Origin of the sequence: Geodermatophilus sp. Leaf369, assembly GCF_001424455.1 — a bacterium.
Lineage (GTDB): Bacteria > Actinomycetota > Actinomycetes > Mycobacteriales > Geodermatophilaceae > Klenkia.
This window is the reverse complement of record NZ_LMQA01000003.1, coordinates 287,931-303,771: the sequence shown is the minus strand read 5'-3', so window position 1 is coordinate 303,771 and position 15,841 is coordinate 287,931. Positions and strand designations below refer to the sequence as shown.

Genomic DNA, 15,841 nt, shown 5'->3' with positions numbered 1-15,841 from the left:
TGAGCGGGAGCGGAGAGCTCAGGGTCAGCCCTGGACCGGACCGGGGGCGGCCCCGTGCCGGGCACGGGTGCGCTCGACCCGACGCGCACTGCCCCGCGCGGACTGGTCGCCCGGCGGGGGAGTGGCCGGTGCCGGGACGGTCGGGGCCGAGGTGAGTCCGTCGATGACCTCGCGGGCCAGGTCGTGCACCGACCGTCCGGCGGACCGGGCCTGCTTGCGCAGCCCCTCGAAGGCCTCCCGGGGGCTGCAGCCCGAACGTGCGGCGAGCACCCCGATGGCCCGCTCGGTGGAGACCCGGGTGGCCAGTGCGTGCTCCAGCTGGGCGACGGTCCGCTCCAGGCCGGCGATCCGGGCGTCGCGGGGGTCGGTCTCGTCGGCGGCGTCGACCGCACCCCGGGCGGCCCGGCGGGCGTCGCGACCGGGTTCGGGCGAGGCGCCCAGGTCCTCGGCGATCAGGTCGGCCAGGCTCATGGCCTCGACGAGGTCGGGGGCGTCCTCGGCTCCAGCGGGGGTCAGCACCGCCCAGCCCCGGGTGGTGCGGGTGACCACGAACGCCGGCGCCCCCGCCGCGGTGCGCACGACGTCGTCACCGGGGGCCAGGTGGGGCTCGGCGGGGTGCTCGGCGGGGGTGGCGGCGGGACCGACCGGTGTGCTCACGACCACGTCCTCCCTGCCTCGGGGCGACCCGGACGGTCGCGGCGGTGCGGGCCGTCCACGGCCCGCACCAGGGTGATCATCACCCGGGGAGGGCCGTGGAGCCGGGATCACGCGCCGGGGAGCTGTGCGAGCTGGTTCTTGACCTGCTCGATGCTGGGGTTCGTCAGGGCGCTGCCGTCGGCGAAGACCAGCGTGGGCACGGTGCGGTTGCCGCCGTTGGCCTTCATCACCAGGTCGGCCGCACCGTCGTCGGTCTCGATGTTGACCTCGGCCCACTCGATGCCCTCACGCTGCATGAGCTTCTTCAGCCGGACGCAGTAGCCGCACCAGCTGGTGGTGTACATGGTCACGGGGGCAGTCGGTGCGCTCACGGAGCGATCCTCCATCGGTGGTGCGGACGCCGGCCACTCGGGTCGACGGCATGCGGTCGCACGCACCCGGGACAACGACGACCCCCTGGGGATGCTTCCCCCGGCTGTCGGACCCGGCTGCCAGACTCGGGCCGTGGTCGTCGGTGAGCTCGGGTCGGGTCGTGCGGGGTCGACGGAGAGCCCCCCGCCCGACAGCGCGGCGGCGGTGCTGGCCGGCCTGGACGAGCAGCAGCGCACCGCGGCGGCGGCGGTGACCGGCCCGGTCTGCATCCTGGCCGGCGCGGGGACCGGCAAGACCCGCACGATCACCCACCGGATCGCCTACGGCGTGCACACCGGCGTCTACACCCCCGAGCAGGTGCTGGCCGTGACGTTCACCGCCCGGGCCGCGGGGGAGCTGCGGGGCCGGCTGTCCGCGCTGGGCGTGGGCGGTGTCCAGGCCCGCACCTTCCACGCCGCCGCGATGCGTCAGCTGCGGTACTTCGCCCCCCGGGTGCTCGGTGGCCCCATGCCCGAGCTGGTGGAGAACAAGCTGCGGGTCGTCGCCGGTGCCGCCACCCGCAACCGGTTGACCACCGACCGGGCCAGCCTGCGCGACCTGGCGAGTGAGATCGAGTGGGCCAAGACCACCCTGGCCACCCCGGAGGACTACCCGGCCCGGGCGAAGGCCGCGGCCCGGGAGACCCCGTTCGAGCCGGCCGCCGTCGCCGCGGTGTACGCCAGCTACGAGCAGGCCAAGTCCCGCGACGGGTCGCTGGACTTCGAGGACCTGCTGCTGGTCACCGCCTACGCCCTGGAGGAGCACCGCGACGTCGCCCGGGAGGTGCGCGGGCAGTACCGGCACTTCGTCGTCGACGAGTACCAGGACGTCAACCCGCTGCAGCAGCGGCTGCTCGACGCCTGGCTGGGTGGCCGGGCCGAGCTGTGCGTGGTCGGTGACCCCAACCAGACGATCTACTCCTTCACCGGCGCCGACCCCGACCACCTGCTCGGGTTCGCCGACCGCTACCCCGACGCCGAGGTGGTGAAGCTGGAGCGCGACTACCGCTCCACGCCGGAGGTCGTCGGCCTGGCCAACCGGATCATCGGGATGGCGCCCCGGCGTCGCGGCCTGCCGGGGCTGCGCCTGCTCGGCCAGCGAGCCGGCGGCCCCGAACCGCGCTTCCTGGAACACCCCGACGAGCCCACGGAGGCCGCCGCGGTCGCCGCGGCCTGCCGCGCGCTGGTGGACGGCGGGTTGCCTGCCGCGGAGATCGCGGTGCTCTTCCGGATCAACGCCCAGTCCCAGGTCTACGAGTCCGCGCTCGCCGACGCCGGGGTGCCCTACGTGCTCAAGGGCGGGGAGCGGTTCTTCGAGCGCCCCGAGGTGCGGGAGGCGGTGCTGCTGTTGCGCGGTGCGGCCGCCGGCCGGGACGACGGCGCCCTGGTGCCCACCGTGCGCGACGTGCTGGCGTCGGTCGGCTGGGTCGAGCACCGCCCCCCACCCGGCGGGGCGGCCCGGGACCGCTGGCAGTCGCTGTCGGCGCTGGTCGACCTCGCCGTCGACCTGGTCGCCGAGCAGCCCACGCTCGACCTGGCCGGTTTCGTCACCCACCTGGCCGAGCGGGCCAACGCCCAGCACGCCCCCACCGTCCAGGGCGTCACGCTGGCCTCGATGCACGCGGCCAAGGGCCTGGAGTGGGACGCCGTGTTCGTCGTCGGCCTGGTCGACGGGGTGCTGCCGATCGCGCAGTCGCTGAACCGCCCGGACGCCGTGGAGGAGGAGCGCCGGCTCCTGTACGTCGCGGTCACCCGCGCCCGGGAGCAGCTGACGCTGTCCTGGTCGCTGTCCCGCCAGCCCGGGGGTCGCCGCTCCCGCCCCCGCAGCCGCTTCCTCACCGGCATCGCCCCGGAGTCCACAGCCGCCCGGAGGACCCCCGCCGCGCGCGCGGCGGTGGTCCTCGACGGCGCCGCCGGACAGCTGTTCGAGGCCCTGCGCAGCTGGCGGACCGAGGCCGCCACGGCGGCCTCCGTGCCGGCCTACGTCGTCCTCGGCGACGCCACCCTGCAGGCCATCGCCGAGACCCGGCCGCGCACCCTCACCGAGCTCGCCGCCCTGCCCGGGATCGGCGCCCGCAAGCTGGCGGCCTACGGCGAGGACGTGCTGGCCACGGTGGCCGCGGACACCTGATCGGGTCGGCCTCGTTTAATGCGTTGACCGCTGTCCGGGAGGTCCCCTAGCCTGCTGAGCACGCCCTCCGGTGACGGAGGGCACGACCTGACCGCCACCCCGAGCCCGGCCCACCGGCCGCGCTCCGAGCCCCGAGAGGAGGGGTCCAGATGGGCACGAACACCTACGAGACCCCGATCCACGTCGGGGTCTCCGTCGCGTGTGGCGGCAGCCTCACCAGCCCGCAGGCCGACCGGTTCCAGGGGACCGCTCTGCCTGCCGCCGTCCGGCTGCGCGTCCCGATGACCGGTCTGCCGGTCGGCGCCACCACCGGCGAGAAGAGCACCACCCCGGGCACACCGCCCTCGAGGACCTCTCCGAGCTAGCAGCTCGCACGGACCTCCTCGAGGCCGCGGGACCCGGTGACACACCCGGGATCCGCGGCCTCCGTCACGTCCGCCGCCGATCCCACCGACCTCCCGGTCGGCGGGACCTCCGTCGACCGGTCACGGCACGAGGAGAAGGAGAGCGGCCGTGCAGCACACGATCGAACACCCGGCACCGGACCGGCACGCCGAGCTCGGGTCCGTCCTGCCCTGCCGGGTGCAGGACCCCGACCTGTGGTTCGCCGAGACCCCGGCCCGGCTGGAGGAGGCCAAGGCGCACTGCGTCGACTGCCCCCTGCGGACCGACTGTCTGGCCGGCGCGCTGGACCGGGGCGAGCCCTGGGGCGTCTGGGGCGGGGAGATCTTCGACCACGGCGTGGTCATCGCCCGCAAGCGGCCCCGGGGCCGGCCCCGCAAGGTCGCCGCGTGAGCGGGCCCGGCACCGACCACCACCAGACCCGGAGAGGAGGGGACATGGACCTCACCAGCAACCACTACGACGGCGTCCTGCTCGTGGCGCGCACGCACCAGGAGCACCTGGTGGCCGATGCCGACGCGGCCGCCCGGGCCCGCCGCGTCGTCGCCGCACGACGGTGGGCGCGCCGCGCCGAGCGGGCGACCCGTCGGGCCGCCCGCGCCAGCGCCGCGGTGCGCTGACCGTGCCGCCCGTCCCGCCACCCACCCCGCCGAGCGCACCACCGACGGCCCCACCCGCGCACCCCGACCGGGGAGCAGGTGGGGCCTTCGTCGTCCTGCGGCGGGCATCATCGGGGGATGGAGACACCGACCGCCTGCGGGGTCTGCGGCCACCGGGCGCCCGTGCCGGTGCCGCTGGACTGGGCCCGGGAGACCACCCGGGGCGGGGTCGAGCGGGTGCTGTGCCCGGGCTGCGTCCGGCGGCACGTCCGGGAGATCGAGGCCCGGCTGGACCCCTGAGGGACGGCCCTCAGGCGGAGAAGCCGGGCAGCCACTCCTCGCAGACCGCGCGGAAGTCCCCGGCCGCACCGAGCTGGCAGAGCACCCCGATCGACCCCATCGTCACCCGGTGGATCAGCAGGTAGGCCGGGGGCAGGTTGAGCTGGCGGCCCAGGCGGCTCGCCTCGCTGCGCGGGTCGCCCACCCGGGTGGCCTGCTCCTGCATCCAGGCCCGGGTGAAGTGGAAGTGATCGGTGGCGACCGGCTCCAGCAGCGGGCGCAGGTAGTCCAGCACCCCGCGGGCGTCGACCGCCACGTTGGCCCGGACGAAGCCCTCGGTGCGCAGGTCGGCCAGCACGTGCTCGGGCTCGTCGGCCAGCGCCAGCCGCACCAGCCGGCCGATGGGCTCGGGGTGCCCGCCGGGGAGGCGGGCGATGGCGCCGAAGTCGATGACCCCGAGCCGGCCGTCGGGGAGCAACCGGAAGTTGCCCGGGTGCGGGTCGGCGTGCAGCAGGCCGGCCTTCTGCGGGCCGGAGAAGTGCAGCACCGTCAGCAGGATCCCGGCGCGGTCGCGCTGCTCCTGGGTGCCGTCGGTGATGATCTTGGCGAGCGGGGTGCCCTCCATCCACTCCGACACGATCACCTTGGGAGCGCTGGCCACCACCCGGGGCACGCTGATCTGCGGGTCGTCGACGAAGGCGGCGGAGAAGGCGCGCTGGGAGTCGGCCTCCTGGCCGTAGTCCAGCTCCTCGGCGACCCGGGCCTTGAGCTCGGTGATCAGCGGCTTGACGTCCATCCCGGGGAACAGGACGGCGAACATCCGCGCGAAGCGGGACAGCTGGTTCAGGTCGGCCATCAGCGCGGCACCGGCACCGGGGTACTGGATCTTGACCGCCACGTCCCGGCCGTCGCGCCAGGTCGCCCGGTGCACCTGCCCGATGCTCGCCGCGGCCGCCGGGGTGTCGTCGAAGTCGGCGAACCGGGTCCGCCACGTGCCACCGAGCTGCTGGGCCAGCACCGCGTGCACGGTGCGCACCGGCATCGGGGGCGCCTCCTCCTGCAGCTTGACCAGGGCCTCGCGGTAGGGCGCGGCGAGCTCCTCGGGGACGGCGGCCTCGAACACCGAGAGCTGCTGCCCCAGCTTCATGGCCCCGCCCTTGAGCTGGCCGAGCACGGCGAAGAGCTGCTCGGCGGTGCGCTGCTGCAGCTCGGCCGAGACCTCCTCCGACGACTGGCCCGACAGCCGCTTGCCGATGCCCAGCGTCGCCCGGCCCGCCGCGCCCAGCGGGAGCGAGGCCAGCTTCGCCGTCCGCGACACCGAGGTGCGTGGGATTCCCCGTCCGGTGTCCGTCACCCCTCCAGTGTCCCTGTTCTGCAGCGAGGCGTCAGATCGGCGGCGGGCCCGCTGCCCCGGCCGTCCGGCAGGGGCACCCCGGGTGCGCCGGCCAGACCCGGCGGACGGGGACCAACCCCGGTGGACGGAGCTCCAGCGTCGCCCCCACCACGGTGGGCGCGGCGTCGCCGTCGAGGTGGGCGAGCACCTGGGCGGCGGCCGCCGCGGCCGTGGACAGGCAGGTCAGCGAGCTGCCGCTGGCCGGCCCGCCGCCGGGTGACCCGACGACGGGCTCCCGCAGACCGGCGACCACCTCGGCCCAGCCGGGGTCCTCGTCGCGCCGGGTCGCCTCCGCGCAGCGCAGGCAACTGGTCCGGCCGGGCACCACGAGCGGGCCGACCACACCGGTCTCGCCGCGGACAGTGGCCACCAGGTGCGGCACCCCGTCCCGGTGCAGGCCGCCCTGCAGCGGGTCGACGGCCGCCCACGGCCGGCAGAGGACCACCAGGTCAGGGGGGCGCCCCGGGGGCAGCGGCCGCAGGTCGACCTGGGGGGCCACCCGCCGCACGGCGTCGGCCGCGGCCAGCGCGCGGGGGCGTCCCTCGTCCAGGGCGGACAGCCCGCCCACCACGACGTCCTCGGCCCGGACGGGTCCGCGGTCGACCACGTGCACCCGGCCCACCCCGCCGGCGGCCAGCAGGGCCGCCAGGGGGACACCCACCCGGGTGGCCCCGTCCACCACGACGGCCGACGCCCGGCGCCCGCGCCACCGACCGGGGCCCGGCGCCACCGCCGCGGGGAGCTCGGTGCCGGCCCGCGCCCGCCCCGCCGGCCCGGGGTCGGTGGCCAGCAGGTCGGCGGGGGAGAGGTCGACGAGCTGGCCGGTGGAGCGCAGCCCGACCACCAGGTCGGCCAGCAGGTCGGCGGGGACGCCCGAGGCGACCGCCAGCGCGGGCAGCGACCGCTCCGGCCGGGACCCGTCGAGGGACCTCAGGACCGTGACGACGGCTCGACGGGCCCGCTCGCCCAGCGGACCCACCCGCAACCCCGTGCCGCCGTCGGCCCCGCCGATCTGCAGGGTGTCGGCGCCCAGCCGCAGCAGCGGGGTCCCCGGGGGCAGCAGCGGGTGGGTGCTCTCGGTCACCGGCCGAGCGTGTCACCGGACGGGGTCGGGACCGGCCCGGCGTCCACAACCCGGTCGGGCTCTGTCCACCTCCTGTGGACGGAGCTGTGGACGAGGTGGGGAGGGTGGCCCCGGCGCTGTGCACGGGCAGGGGAGGGACGGGTGCGGAACTGCCCGGTCGGGTGGCCGGGTCCGCGCGGGGCCGGGCCGGAGGGCCCCGGGGACCCTGTGGACGGCGCCCGGAGCGGCCGATCCCGGCCCGGATGTCCACCGAGCGTGTGCACTCGTCCCCGACCGGGTGTCCGCGGTCTGGATGAGCGGCCCTCCGGTGGTTACCGTGCGTGGGTGCAGTCACCGGACACCCCCGACACCACCTCGACCGACACCGCCTCCGCGGTGCCGGCCGCCCTCCGTGGGTCCGGGCGCGCCGGTGTCTCCACCGGCCGCGCCCACCGTGGGGCGGGCGAGGCACACGGGCCGGGCTCCCAGCGGACGGGGGCGATCGAGGTCCGCCGCAGTCCCCGGCGGCGGCGCACCGTCACCGCCTACCGCGAGGACGACCGCACCGTCGTGCTGATCCCGGCCTCCTTCAGCGCCGCCGAGGAGCGTCGCTGGGTGGCCCAGATGGTCGCCAAGCTCGAGACCCGGGAGGACCGTCGGCGCCGCACCCTGGGCGGTGACGACGAGCTGGCCGCCCGCGCCCGGGCGCTGTCCGAGGCCCACCTGGGCGGCGTGCTGCCCAGCAGCGTGCGCTGGGTGGACAACCAGAACCGCCGCTGGGGTTCGTGCACCCCCGCCGACCGGACGATCCGGCTGTCGAGCCGGCTGCGGGGGATGCCCGAGTACGTCGTGGACTACGTGCTGGTGCACGAGCTCGCTCACCTGCTCGAGCCCGCGCACGACGACGCCTTCTGGGCCCTGGTCGGCCGGTACCCGCGGGCCGAGCGGGCGCTGGGCTTCCTGGAGGGCGTGGAGTCCCGGGTCGGTGCCGCCCCGGTCGGGGACCAGGGCGGCACCGACTGAGGGGTCAGCTGGTGGCGGGCTTCCCGTCGGCAGCGCCGTCGCCGTCGCCGTCGCTGTCGCCGTCGTCCTCGGCGGTGGAGGGGTCCTGCAGGTCCAGCCCGGCGGTGAGCCGGTCGAACTCGTCCTGACCGTCGGCGTCGCGCTGGTCACCGGAGCCGGTGCCCTGCTTGCCCACGAAGTCCAGCGGCTCGTCGAGGTCGTCGGCGGTGGGCAGCAGGTCCGGGTGCGACCAGAGCCGGTCACGGGCGTCGCTGCCGTGCTGGGCGGTCATCGCGCCCCACACCGTGGCGGCGTCGCGCAGCCGGCGCGGGCGCAGCTGCAGCCCGACCAGGGTGGCGAAGGTCTGCTCGGCCGGTCCGCCGGAGGCGCGGCGGCGGCGCATGGTCTCGGCCAGCGCCCCGTGCCCGGGCAGCCGCTTGCCGGCGGCCTCGGCGACGACGACGTCGACCCAGCCCTCGACCAGGGCCAGCAGCGTCTCCAGCCGGCGCAGCGCCATCTGCTGCTCGGGGGTCTCGGCCGGCTCCAGGACGCCGCTGCCCAGCAGTTGCTGCAGCTTCTCCGGGTCCTGCGGGTCGAAGCCGCCCTCCATGCCGCCCATCGCGTCCTCCAGCCCCCGCTGGATCGCGTCGGCGTCGACGTGGATGCCCCGGGCGTAGGCGTGCACGGCGTCGGCCAGCTGCTGGCGCAGCCACGGCACGTGCGCGAAGAGCCGCTGGTGGGCCGCCTCGCGCAGGGCCAGGAAGAGGCGGACCTCCTCCTCGGGGCGGTCCAGGCCGGCGCGGAACGCGTCGACGTTCTGCGGCACCAGGGCGGCGGTGCCGGCCGGGGCGAGCGGCAGACCGACGTCGGTGCTCGTGACGACCTCGTCGGCGAGCTTGCCGAGGGCCTGGCCGACCTGGGCGCCGAACATCATGCCGCCCATCTGGCCCATCATCCCGGCCAGCGGACCGGCCATCGCCTGCGCCTCGGCCGGCAGCGCGGCGGTCATCGCGGCGACCACGCGCTCGGCCAGGGGGTCGATGAGCGCACCCCAGGCGGGCAGGGTCTGCTCGAGCCAGTCGACCCGCGACCACGCCACGGTCCGCTCGATCCCCGAGGGCATCTCCGTGGCCTGGTCCAGCCACAGGTCGGCCAGGCGCAGCGCCTCGGTTACCTCGCTCTGCTCGGCGGCGGACGTCGGCTGGTGGCCGGCCGCGAGCTGGCTGATCGCACCCTGACGGGCCAGGTCCCAGTTGACCGGTCCGCCGGACCAGCTCATCAGCTTCTGCAGCTCGGCGAACAGCGGCATCTTGCCCAGCAGGTCCTCCGGCGAGCCGCCACCGGCCCCGCCGAAGAGGGCGCCCAGCCCGAACGGGTCGTTCGGCTGACCCCCCTGGCCGGAGTCGCCACGGCGCTCCGGGTCGCGGTCGGGCAGGCCGAATCCGAAGGGCACGTCGCTCATGGCACCCACGGTAACCGCGCCGGGGGGCCGCTACCCGCTCCTGCCGTCCGCTCTGGGCGGACACCCAGCCCCCGCCCCGCGCCCGCTCAGCTGCAGGCCCGCGCCGCGTCGGTCACCTACTGTCGACGCCCGTGAGCCGTCGTGTGACCGTCCTCGTCGCCGGTGTCGTGCTGCTGCTGGCCTTCGGCCTGGTCGGCACGTTCCTGCCCGTGCCCTACGTGGCCCAGGTGCCCGGACCCACCTACAACACCCTGGGTGACGTCGACGGCAACCCGATCATCAGCATCGACGGCCGCGAGCGCAACGACACCACCGGCAACCTCAACCTGACCACGGTCGGGGTGCCGCAGCGGCCGCTCACCCTGGTCGGTGCGGTGCAGGGCTGGTTCGACAGCGAGGTCAGCGTCGTCCCCCGGGACACCGTCTACCCGCCCGAGCAGACGGTCGAGGAGACCCAGGAGCAGAACCGGCAGGCCTTCCTCACCTCCGAGCAGTCGGCCAACGCCGCCGCGCTGTCCGAGCTGGGGTACCCGGAGAAGGTCGTCGTCCAGACCGTGCCGGAGGACTCCCCGTCGGCCGGCCTGCTCGAGCCCGGTGACGCGATCGAGAGCATCGACGGCACCGCGACCCCCACCACCGAGGCCCTCGACGCCGCGCTGACCGCCGTCCCGGCCGGGGACGACGTCGAGGTCGCGTACACCCGGCTGGGCGAGGCGGGCACCACCACGGTCACCTCGACCTCCTCGGAGGACCGCGACGGCGCCCTGCTGGGCGTCTCGGTGCTGCAGACCCCGTCGGCGCCCTTCGACGTCTCGATCCGGGTGGACGACGTCGGTGGTCCCTCGGCCGGGCTGATGCTGACGCTGGGGATCATCGACCTGGTGGGGGACACCGACCTCACCGACGGCGCCGTCATCGCCGGCACCGGCACGATCGACGAGACCGGCGCGGTCGGTCCGATCGGCGGCATCCCGCTGAAGCTGGTCGCCGCCCGGGACATCGACGCCGAGCTCTTCCTGGTCCCGGCGGACAACTGCGCCGAGGCCCTCGCCTCGCCGCAGCCCGGGCTGACCATGGCCCGGGTGGCCACCCTGGACGACGCGCTCACCGCGCTCGAGGTCTTCCGCGACGGCGGCACCCCGCAGCCCTGCACCGCCGGCGGCTGACGCCCTCCCACCGGCACGCCGTCCCGACGTGGTGTCCTTGACGCCACGACCAGGGAACCAGCGGACGTCGGCGGCAGTTGAGCAGACGACCCCACCGTCGGTCACCCTCGGCCGCCCGGCTGTCGGGGGGCTGTCGGGGACCGGTCGAGGACCTGTGACCCCAGGGCCGTGAACACCCCGAACGGCACGACCCAGCACGTCACAGCAGCGATGTGTGTTCTCAGCAACTGAAGGAGCCTGCCCGTGGCCATGCGGCCCCCCGTGCCGGTGCCGACCCTGTCCCGGCGCGCCAAGCTGGTCATCGGCGTCATCGCCGTCCTGCTGGTGCTCTTCACCGTGATCGGCTCGCTCACCAACGTCTACGTCGACTACCTCTGGTTCGACGAGACCGGCTTCACCGAGGTGTTCTGGACCGAGATCCAGACCCGTCTGCTCCTGTTCGCCGTCGTCGGCATCGCCACCGGCGGGCTGGTCGCGCTGGCGGTCTACCTGGCCTACCGGTTCCGCCCGACGTTCCGGCCGATGAGCCTGGAGCAGCAGAACCTCGAGCGCTACCGCCAGTCGGTCGAGCCCCGCCGCAAGCAGGTGCTCATCGGCCTGGCCGTGGTCCTGGGCCTGTTCGCCGGGTTCACCGCGCAGGGCAGCTGGGAGACCTGGCTGACCTTCCGGAACTCGACGCCCTTCGGGACGGTCGACCCCCAGTTCGGGCTGGACAACTCCTTCTTCGTCTTCGACTACCCCTTCTACCGGCTGGCGCTGGGCTTCGGCTTCGCCATCGTGGTGCTGGCGCTGATCGGCTCGCTGGTCACCCACTACGTGTTCGGCGGGCTCCGGTTGCAGACCCCCGGCCAGAAGCTCTCCTCGGCCGCCCGGGTGCAGCTCTCGGTGCTGCTCGGGGTGTTCGTGGCCCTCAAGGCGGTGGCCTACTGGCTGGACCGCTACGGCCTCGTCTACTCCACCCGCGGTGACGTGTTCACCGGTGCCAGCTACACCGACGTGAACGCGCTGCTGCCGGCGAAGACGATCCTGGTCTTCGTCGCGGTCATCTGCGCGATCGCGTTCTTCGCCAACATCGTCGTCCGCAACTTCGCGCTGCCGGCCGCCGCGCTCGTGCTGCTCCTGCTGTCCTCGCTGGTCATCGGCGTGGCCTACCCGGCGATCGTGCAGCAGTTCGTCGTCCGGCCCTCGGCCGACCAGCGGGAGTCGGACTTCATCCAGCGGGCCATCCCCTCCACGCTGGAGGCCTACGGGCTCTCCGACGTCGAGTACGTGGACTACGCCACCGACACCGACGGCTCCGACGTCGACCCCGAGGCCGCGCTCGCGGCCCTGCGGGACGACCAGACGACGATCCCCAACGCCCGGCTGCTGGACCCCAACGTGCTCAGCGAGACGTTCACCGCGCGCCAGCAGATCCGCAACGTCTACGGGTTCCCGGAGCGGCTGGACATCGACCGCTACACGATCGACGGGGTCACCCAGGACTACGTGGTCGCCGTCCGCGAGCTCAACACCTCGGGGCTGACGGACAACCAGAGCACCTGGATCAACCGGCACACCGTCTACACCCACGGCAACGGCTTCGTGGCCGCGCCGGCCAACCAGGTCGTCGCCGGTCAGGAGGGCGGCGAGCCGAACTTCTCCGGTGCCGGCGACCTGCCGACCACCGGTGACATCCAGGTCGACCAGCCGCGCATCTACTACGGCGAGCTGCTCAACGACGGCGGCACCGACGTCTACTCCGTGGTCGGCGCCCCCGAGGGTCAGACCCCGCGTGAGTTCGACCAGCCCGAGGGCGGGTCGGACGAGGGCCAGATCAACCGCACGTACGACGGCACCGGCGGTGTCGAGATCGGCAGCTTCTTCCGGCAGCTGACCTTCGCCATCTACTACCGGGAGCGGAACTTCATCCTCTCCGGTGCGGTGAACGACGAGTCGCGGGTGCTCTACGTCCGTGACCCGCTGGACCGGGTGGAGAAGGCGGCGCCGTTCCTCACCGTGGACGGCGACCCGTACCCCGCGGTGGTCGACGGCAAGGTGCAGTGGATCCTCGACGGCTACACGACCTCGGACGCCTTCCCGTACGCCGAGCAGATGGAGCTGGGCACGGCCGCGGCCGACGCGTTGACCGGCACCGGGACGACCGCGCTGCCCGACGACCAGTTCAACTACATCCGGAACTCGGTCAAGGCCACCGTGGACGCCTACGACGGCACGGTGACCCTGTACGCCTGGGACGAGTCCGACCCGTTGCTGGCCACGTACATGAAGGCGTTCCCCGGGGTCATCCAGCCGCGGGAGAACATGAGCGACGAGCTCATCAGCCACGTCCGGTACCCGGAGGACCTGTTCAAGCTCCAGCGGGACGTGCTCACCCGGTACCACGTGACCGACCCGACGGACTTCTACAACCAGAACGACCGGTGGCAGGTCTCCACCGACCCGACCAACCAGGGTGCGGCCGATGGTCTCCAGCCGCCGTACTACATCCTGGCCCAGCGCCCGGGTGACGACGGTGCGACGTTCCAGCTGACCAGCGCGCTCAACGCCTTCCAGCGGGACAACCTGTCGGCGTTCGTGTCGGCCTCGTCCGACCCGGCCACCTACGGCGAGATCCAGGTGCTCCGATTGCCCGGCAACACCCCGTTCCGTGGGCCGGAGCAGGTGCAGAACTCCTTCCTGACCAACAACCAGGTCAGACCGGACCTGACGCTGTTCAACAGCGACACGTCCAACGCGGTGTTCGGCAACCTGCTGACCCTGCCGATCGGTGATGCGGGGCTGCTCTACATCGAGCCGCTCTACGTCGAGGGCTCGGGGGAGAACGCCTTCCCGCTGCTGCAGAAGGTGCTGGTCAACTACGGCGACCGGATCGGCTACGGCGACACCCTGTCCGAGGCGCTGGACCAGGTCTTCGGGGCCGGCGCGGGGACGGTGGCCTCGGACAACGAGGACGCCGCCACCCAGCCGGACGCCGGGGAGACCACGGCACCGACGACGACGGCACCCAGCGGGGCGGCGGCACCGACCACCTCGGCGCCCCCGGCCACCGGTGGCGGGGACGTGGACTCGGCGGTCGCGGCGATCCAGGCCGCGCTGGCGTCGCTGGCCGCTGCCCAGCAGTCCGGTGACTTCGCCGCGGTGGGTCAGGCGCAGGCCGACCTGCAGGCCGCGGCAGCCGCGTTCGAGGCGGCCCAGTCCGCAGCGGCGGCGAGTCCGACCGGCTGACGAAGCCGGGGTGGGGGTCGGTCGAGACCCCCACCCCGTCCCTGTTAAGGTTGGTCCACCGACGCGGGGTGGAGCAGCTCGGTAGCTCGCTGGGCTCATAACCCAGAGGTCGCAGGTTCAAATCCTGCCCCCGCTACAGACGCAGGACAGCAGGCCCCGGACCCCAGGTCCGGGGCCTGCTGCGTTCCCCGCTCCTGAAGAGGAGGGCGCTCCTCGTCGGGGTGGGGACCGTCACGCCGGGCGGGTTGGACGTCGCCGGTGGACGCGGGGTAACGTTCTCCTTGCGACGCGGGGTGGAGCAGCTCGGTAGCTCGCTGGGCTCATAACCCAGAGGTCACAGGTTCAAATCCTGTCCCCGCTACCACCACGGAAGGCCCGGACTCCTCGGAGTCCGGGCCTTCTGTGTTCCCCGGTCAGTCCCGCAGCAGGGACAGGTCGAAGGTCAGCGTGCGGAACGGGTTGACCAGCCCCACCTGGTCTGCGCGGGCGGCGTCGTCGACCTCGGGCACCTCGCGCACCAGCGACTCCTTGACCCCGAACACCGCGTCGGAGTCCAGGTAGGGGCTGTCGGCCACGAAGACGTGCGTGGTCACCGTCCGGTGCCCCGCCGCAGCGGCGATGAAGTGCAGGTGCGCCGGCCGGTAGGGGTGCCGACCGGTCGCGGCGAGCAGCCGGCCGACCGGGCCGTCGTCGGGGATCGGGTAGTAGCGGGGGACGACGGAGCGGAACCAGAACCGGCCCTCCTCGTCGGTGGTGAACAGCCCCCGGAGGTTCCCGGCCGGCTGCACGTCGGGCTGCTGGACGTCGTAGAAGCCGTCCTCGTTGGTCTGCCAGACGTCCACGGTCGCCCCGGCCAGCGGGTCCCCGTCCGGGCCGGTCACCTGACCGGAGACGAGACAGGGCACCCCCTTGCCGTCGAGGGCGATGTCGTCGCCGAGCTCGCGCACGGGGGAGTCGACCATGTGGAACGGGCCCAGCACGGTCGACTCCGTGGCCGTCCCTCCGGTGCGGTGGTTCACCGTCTCGACCAGCATCGACAGCCCCAGCACGTCGGACAGCAGGATGAACTCCTGCCGGGTCGGGGTGCACGCCTGGCCGGTCTCGGTGAGGAAGCCGATCGCGGCGCCCCACTCGTCCTCGGTGAGCTCGACGTCCTTCACGAAGTCGTGCAGGTGCCGGACCAGCGAGGTGAGCACCGTCTGCAGCCGCGGGTCGGTGGTGCCGGCGAAGGACGCCGCGACCACCTCGGACGAGCGCTCCTCGCTGAACAGCTCGCGGTCGGGGGTGGTGCTGGGGGAGGGCATGGGGGTTCTCCTCGACGACGGACGGGGTCGGCCGGAGTCAAGCCCGCGTGCCCGGGCCCGTCAACGTCGGGAAGCCGCCGCCGGCCGCCGGCGTTGCAGCGCCCATGACGACACCGGAGGACACCACCGTGCGGGACGACCCGGCGGACAGCCGGTCCGGGACCGCCTCGGGCGACCGGCGGTCGGGGTCCGCCGGCCACATCCGCGCCGAGGTCGGGACGGGGGAGCGGGCGTGAGCGGGCCCTTCGACGTCCGGCCCGAGGACCACGTCTACGGCTCGCCGGACGCCCCGGTCACCGTGCTCGAGTACGGCGACTACGAGTGTCCGTACTGCGGTGCCGCCGCCCCGGTGCTCAAGGCGCTGGTCGACGGCTCCGACGGCGGGGTGAAGCTGGTGTTCCGGCACTGGCCGCTGGCCGACGTGCACCCCTACGCGCTGACCGCGGCCCTGGCCGCGGAGGCCGCGGGTGCTCAGGGCGCCTACTGGGAGATGCACGAGCACCTGTTCGGCCACCAGGACCGGCTGGCCGACGCCGACCTCGCCGGCTACGCCGTCGAGCTGGGGCTGGACCCGTCGCGGGTCACCGGGGAGGCGGCACAGCCCTTCGGCGACAAGGTGGTGGCCGACTTCGAGACCGGGGTGGAGCTGGAGGTGCCGGGGACGCCCACCCTCTTCGTGGACGGTCAACTGTTCAGCGGCCGCCCGGACCTGGCCTCGCTGCGCCGGGCGATCGGCGCGGCCGGC

General features: G+C 74.2%; 15 protein-coding genes, 2 tRNA genes and 1 pseudogene. 12 read left to right on the top strand and 6 right to left on the bottom strand.

Features of this window, described 5'->3' with window-relative positions:
- Positions 1-24: 24 nt before the first annotated feature.
- Together ASG36_RS15820 and ASG36_RS15815 are read right to left on the bottom strand one after the other, a co-directional pair.
- Positions 25-657, bottom strand: coding sequence for an ANTAR domain-containing protein (locus tag ASG36_RS15820; RefSeq protein ID WP_055765930.1), 633 nt, complete (start codon positions 655-657; stop codon positions 25-27).
- 107 nt (positions 658-764) lie between these two features.
- Positions 765-1,028: a mycoredoxin gene (locus ASG36_RS15815; RefSeq protein WP_235495094.1), complete on the bottom strand. Its 264-nt coding sequence runs from the start codon at positions 1,026-1,028 to the stop codon at positions 765-767.
- A gap of 133 nt (positions 1,029-1,161) precedes the next feature.
- On the opposite strand from ASG36_RS15815, the gene ASG36_RS15810 reads away from it, so the two are divergent.
- The 5 genes from ASG36_RS15810 (at position 1,162) to ASG36_RS22000 (ending at position 4,499) form a co-directional block, all read left to right on the top strand.
- Positions 1,162-3,198: an ATP-dependent helicase gene (locus ASG36_RS15810; protein WP_235495091.1), complete on the top strand. Its 2,037-nt coding sequence runs from the start codon at positions 1,162-1,164 to the stop codon at positions 3,196-3,198.
- A 149-nt stretch (positions 3,199-3,347) separates the two neighbouring features.
- Positions 3,348-3,563, top strand: coding sequence for a hypothetical protein (locus ASG36_RS15805; protein ID WP_055765924.1), 216 nt, complete (start codon positions 3,348-3,350; stop codon positions 3,561-3,563).
- A gap of 148 nt (positions 3,564-3,711) precedes the next feature.
- Entirely contained in the window at positions 3,712-3,993 is a 282-nt protein-coding gene (locus ASG36_RS15800) for a WhiB family transcriptional regulator (RefSeq protein WP_304437803.1), read from the top strand.
- Entirely contained in the window at positions 3,990-4,220 is a 231-nt protein-coding gene (locus ASG36_RS15795) for a hypothetical protein (RefSeq protein WP_157498850.1), read from the top strand. Before ASG36_RS15800 ends, ASG36_RS15795 begins: the two co-directional genes overlap by 4 nt.
- A gap of 117 nt (positions 4,221-4,337) precedes the next feature.
- Positions 4,338-4,499 (top strand): hypothetical protein, encoded by a 162-nt coding sequence (locus tag ASG36_RS22000; protein ID WP_157498849.1) that lies wholly within the window; start codon positions 4,338-4,340, stop codon positions 4,497-4,499.
- 10 nt (positions 4,500-4,509) lie between these two features.
- On the opposite strand, the gene ASG36_RS15790 is transcribed toward ASG36_RS22000, so the two are convergent.
- On the bottom strand, positions 4,510-5,832 hold the full coding sequence (locus tag ASG36_RS15790; protein WP_055765918.1) for an AarF/ABC1/UbiB kinase family protein: 1,323 nt from the start codon (positions 5,830-5,832) through the stop codon (positions 4,510-4,512).
- Between the two features lie 31 nt (positions 5,833-5,863).
- Positions 5,864-6,955: a ThiF family adenylyltransferase gene (locus ASG36_RS15785; RefSeq protein ID WP_055765915.1), complete on the bottom strand. Its 1,092-nt coding sequence runs from the start codon at positions 6,953-6,955 to the stop codon at positions 5,864-5,866.
- A gap of 324 nt (positions 6,956-7,279) precedes the next feature.
- On the opposite strand from ASG36_RS15785, the gene ASG36_RS15780 reads away from it, so the two are divergent.
- Positions 7,280-7,957: a M48 family metallopeptidase gene (locus tag ASG36_RS15780; RefSeq protein ID WP_235495089.1), complete on the top strand. Its 678-nt coding sequence runs from the start codon at positions 7,280-7,282 to the stop codon at positions 7,955-7,957.
- Positions 7,958-7,961: 4 nt separating this feature from the next.
- Here the strand turns inward: ASG36_RS15780 and ASG36_RS15775 are convergent, their stop codons facing one another.
- On the bottom strand, positions 7,962-9,398 hold the full coding sequence (locus ASG36_RS15775; protein ID WP_055766316.1) for a zinc-dependent metalloprotease: 1,437 nt from the start codon (positions 9,396-9,398) through the stop codon (positions 7,962-7,964).
- Between the two features lie 131 nt (positions 9,399-9,529).
- Between ASG36_RS15775 and ASG36_RS15770 the strand changes: the two genes are divergently transcribed.
- The 4 genes from ASG36_RS15770 to ASG36_RS15755 all read left to right on the top strand — a co-directional run bounded on the left by ASG36_RS15770 (position 9,530) and on the right by ASG36_RS15755 (position 14,156).
- On the top strand, positions 9,530-10,564 hold the full coding sequence (locus ASG36_RS15770; protein ID WP_055765912.1) for a PDZ domain-containing protein: 1,035 nt from the start codon (positions 9,530-9,532) through the stop codon (positions 10,562-10,564).
- A 249-nt stretch (positions 10,565-10,813) separates the two neighbouring features.
- Complete coding sequence (locus ASG36_RS15765; protein WP_235495133.1) at positions 10,814-13,792, top strand: UPF0182 family protein; 2,979 nt, start codon at positions 10,814-10,816, stop codon at positions 13,790-13,792.
- A 62-nt stretch (positions 13,793-13,854) separates the two neighbouring features.
- A tRNA-Met gene (locus ASG36_RS15760) sits at positions 13,855-13,928 on the top strand.
- A 151-nt stretch (positions 13,929-14,079) separates the two neighbouring features.
- Positions 14,080-14,156 (top strand) — tRNA-Met (locus ASG36_RS15755).
- Positions 14,157-14,205: 49 nt separating this feature from the next.
- On the opposite strand, the gene ASG36_RS15750 is transcribed toward ASG36_RS15755, so the two are convergent.
- Positions 14,206-15,096, bottom strand: a complete 891-nt coding sequence (locus ASG36_RS15750; RefSeq protein ID WP_055765907.1) for an intradiol ring-cleavage dioxygenase — start codon at positions 15,094-15,096, stop codon at positions 14,206-14,208.
- Between the two features lie 104 nt (positions 15,097-15,200).
- On the opposite strand from ASG36_RS15750, the gene ASG36_RS22920 reads away from it, so the two are divergent.
- Together ASG36_RS22920 and ASG36_RS22740 are read left to right on the top strand one after the other, a co-directional pair.
- Complete coding sequence (locus ASG36_RS22920; protein WP_255354644.1) at positions 15,201-15,332, top strand: hypothetical protein; 132 nt, start codon at positions 15,201-15,203, stop codon at positions 15,330-15,332.
- Positions 15,329-15,820: pseudogene (locus ASG36_RS22740) on the top strand (DsbA family protein); the annotation flags it as partial. The gene ASG36_RS22920 and the pseudogene ASG36_RS22740, both read left to right, overlap by 4 nt.
- Between the last annotated feature and the right edge of the window lie 21 nt (positions 15,821-15,841).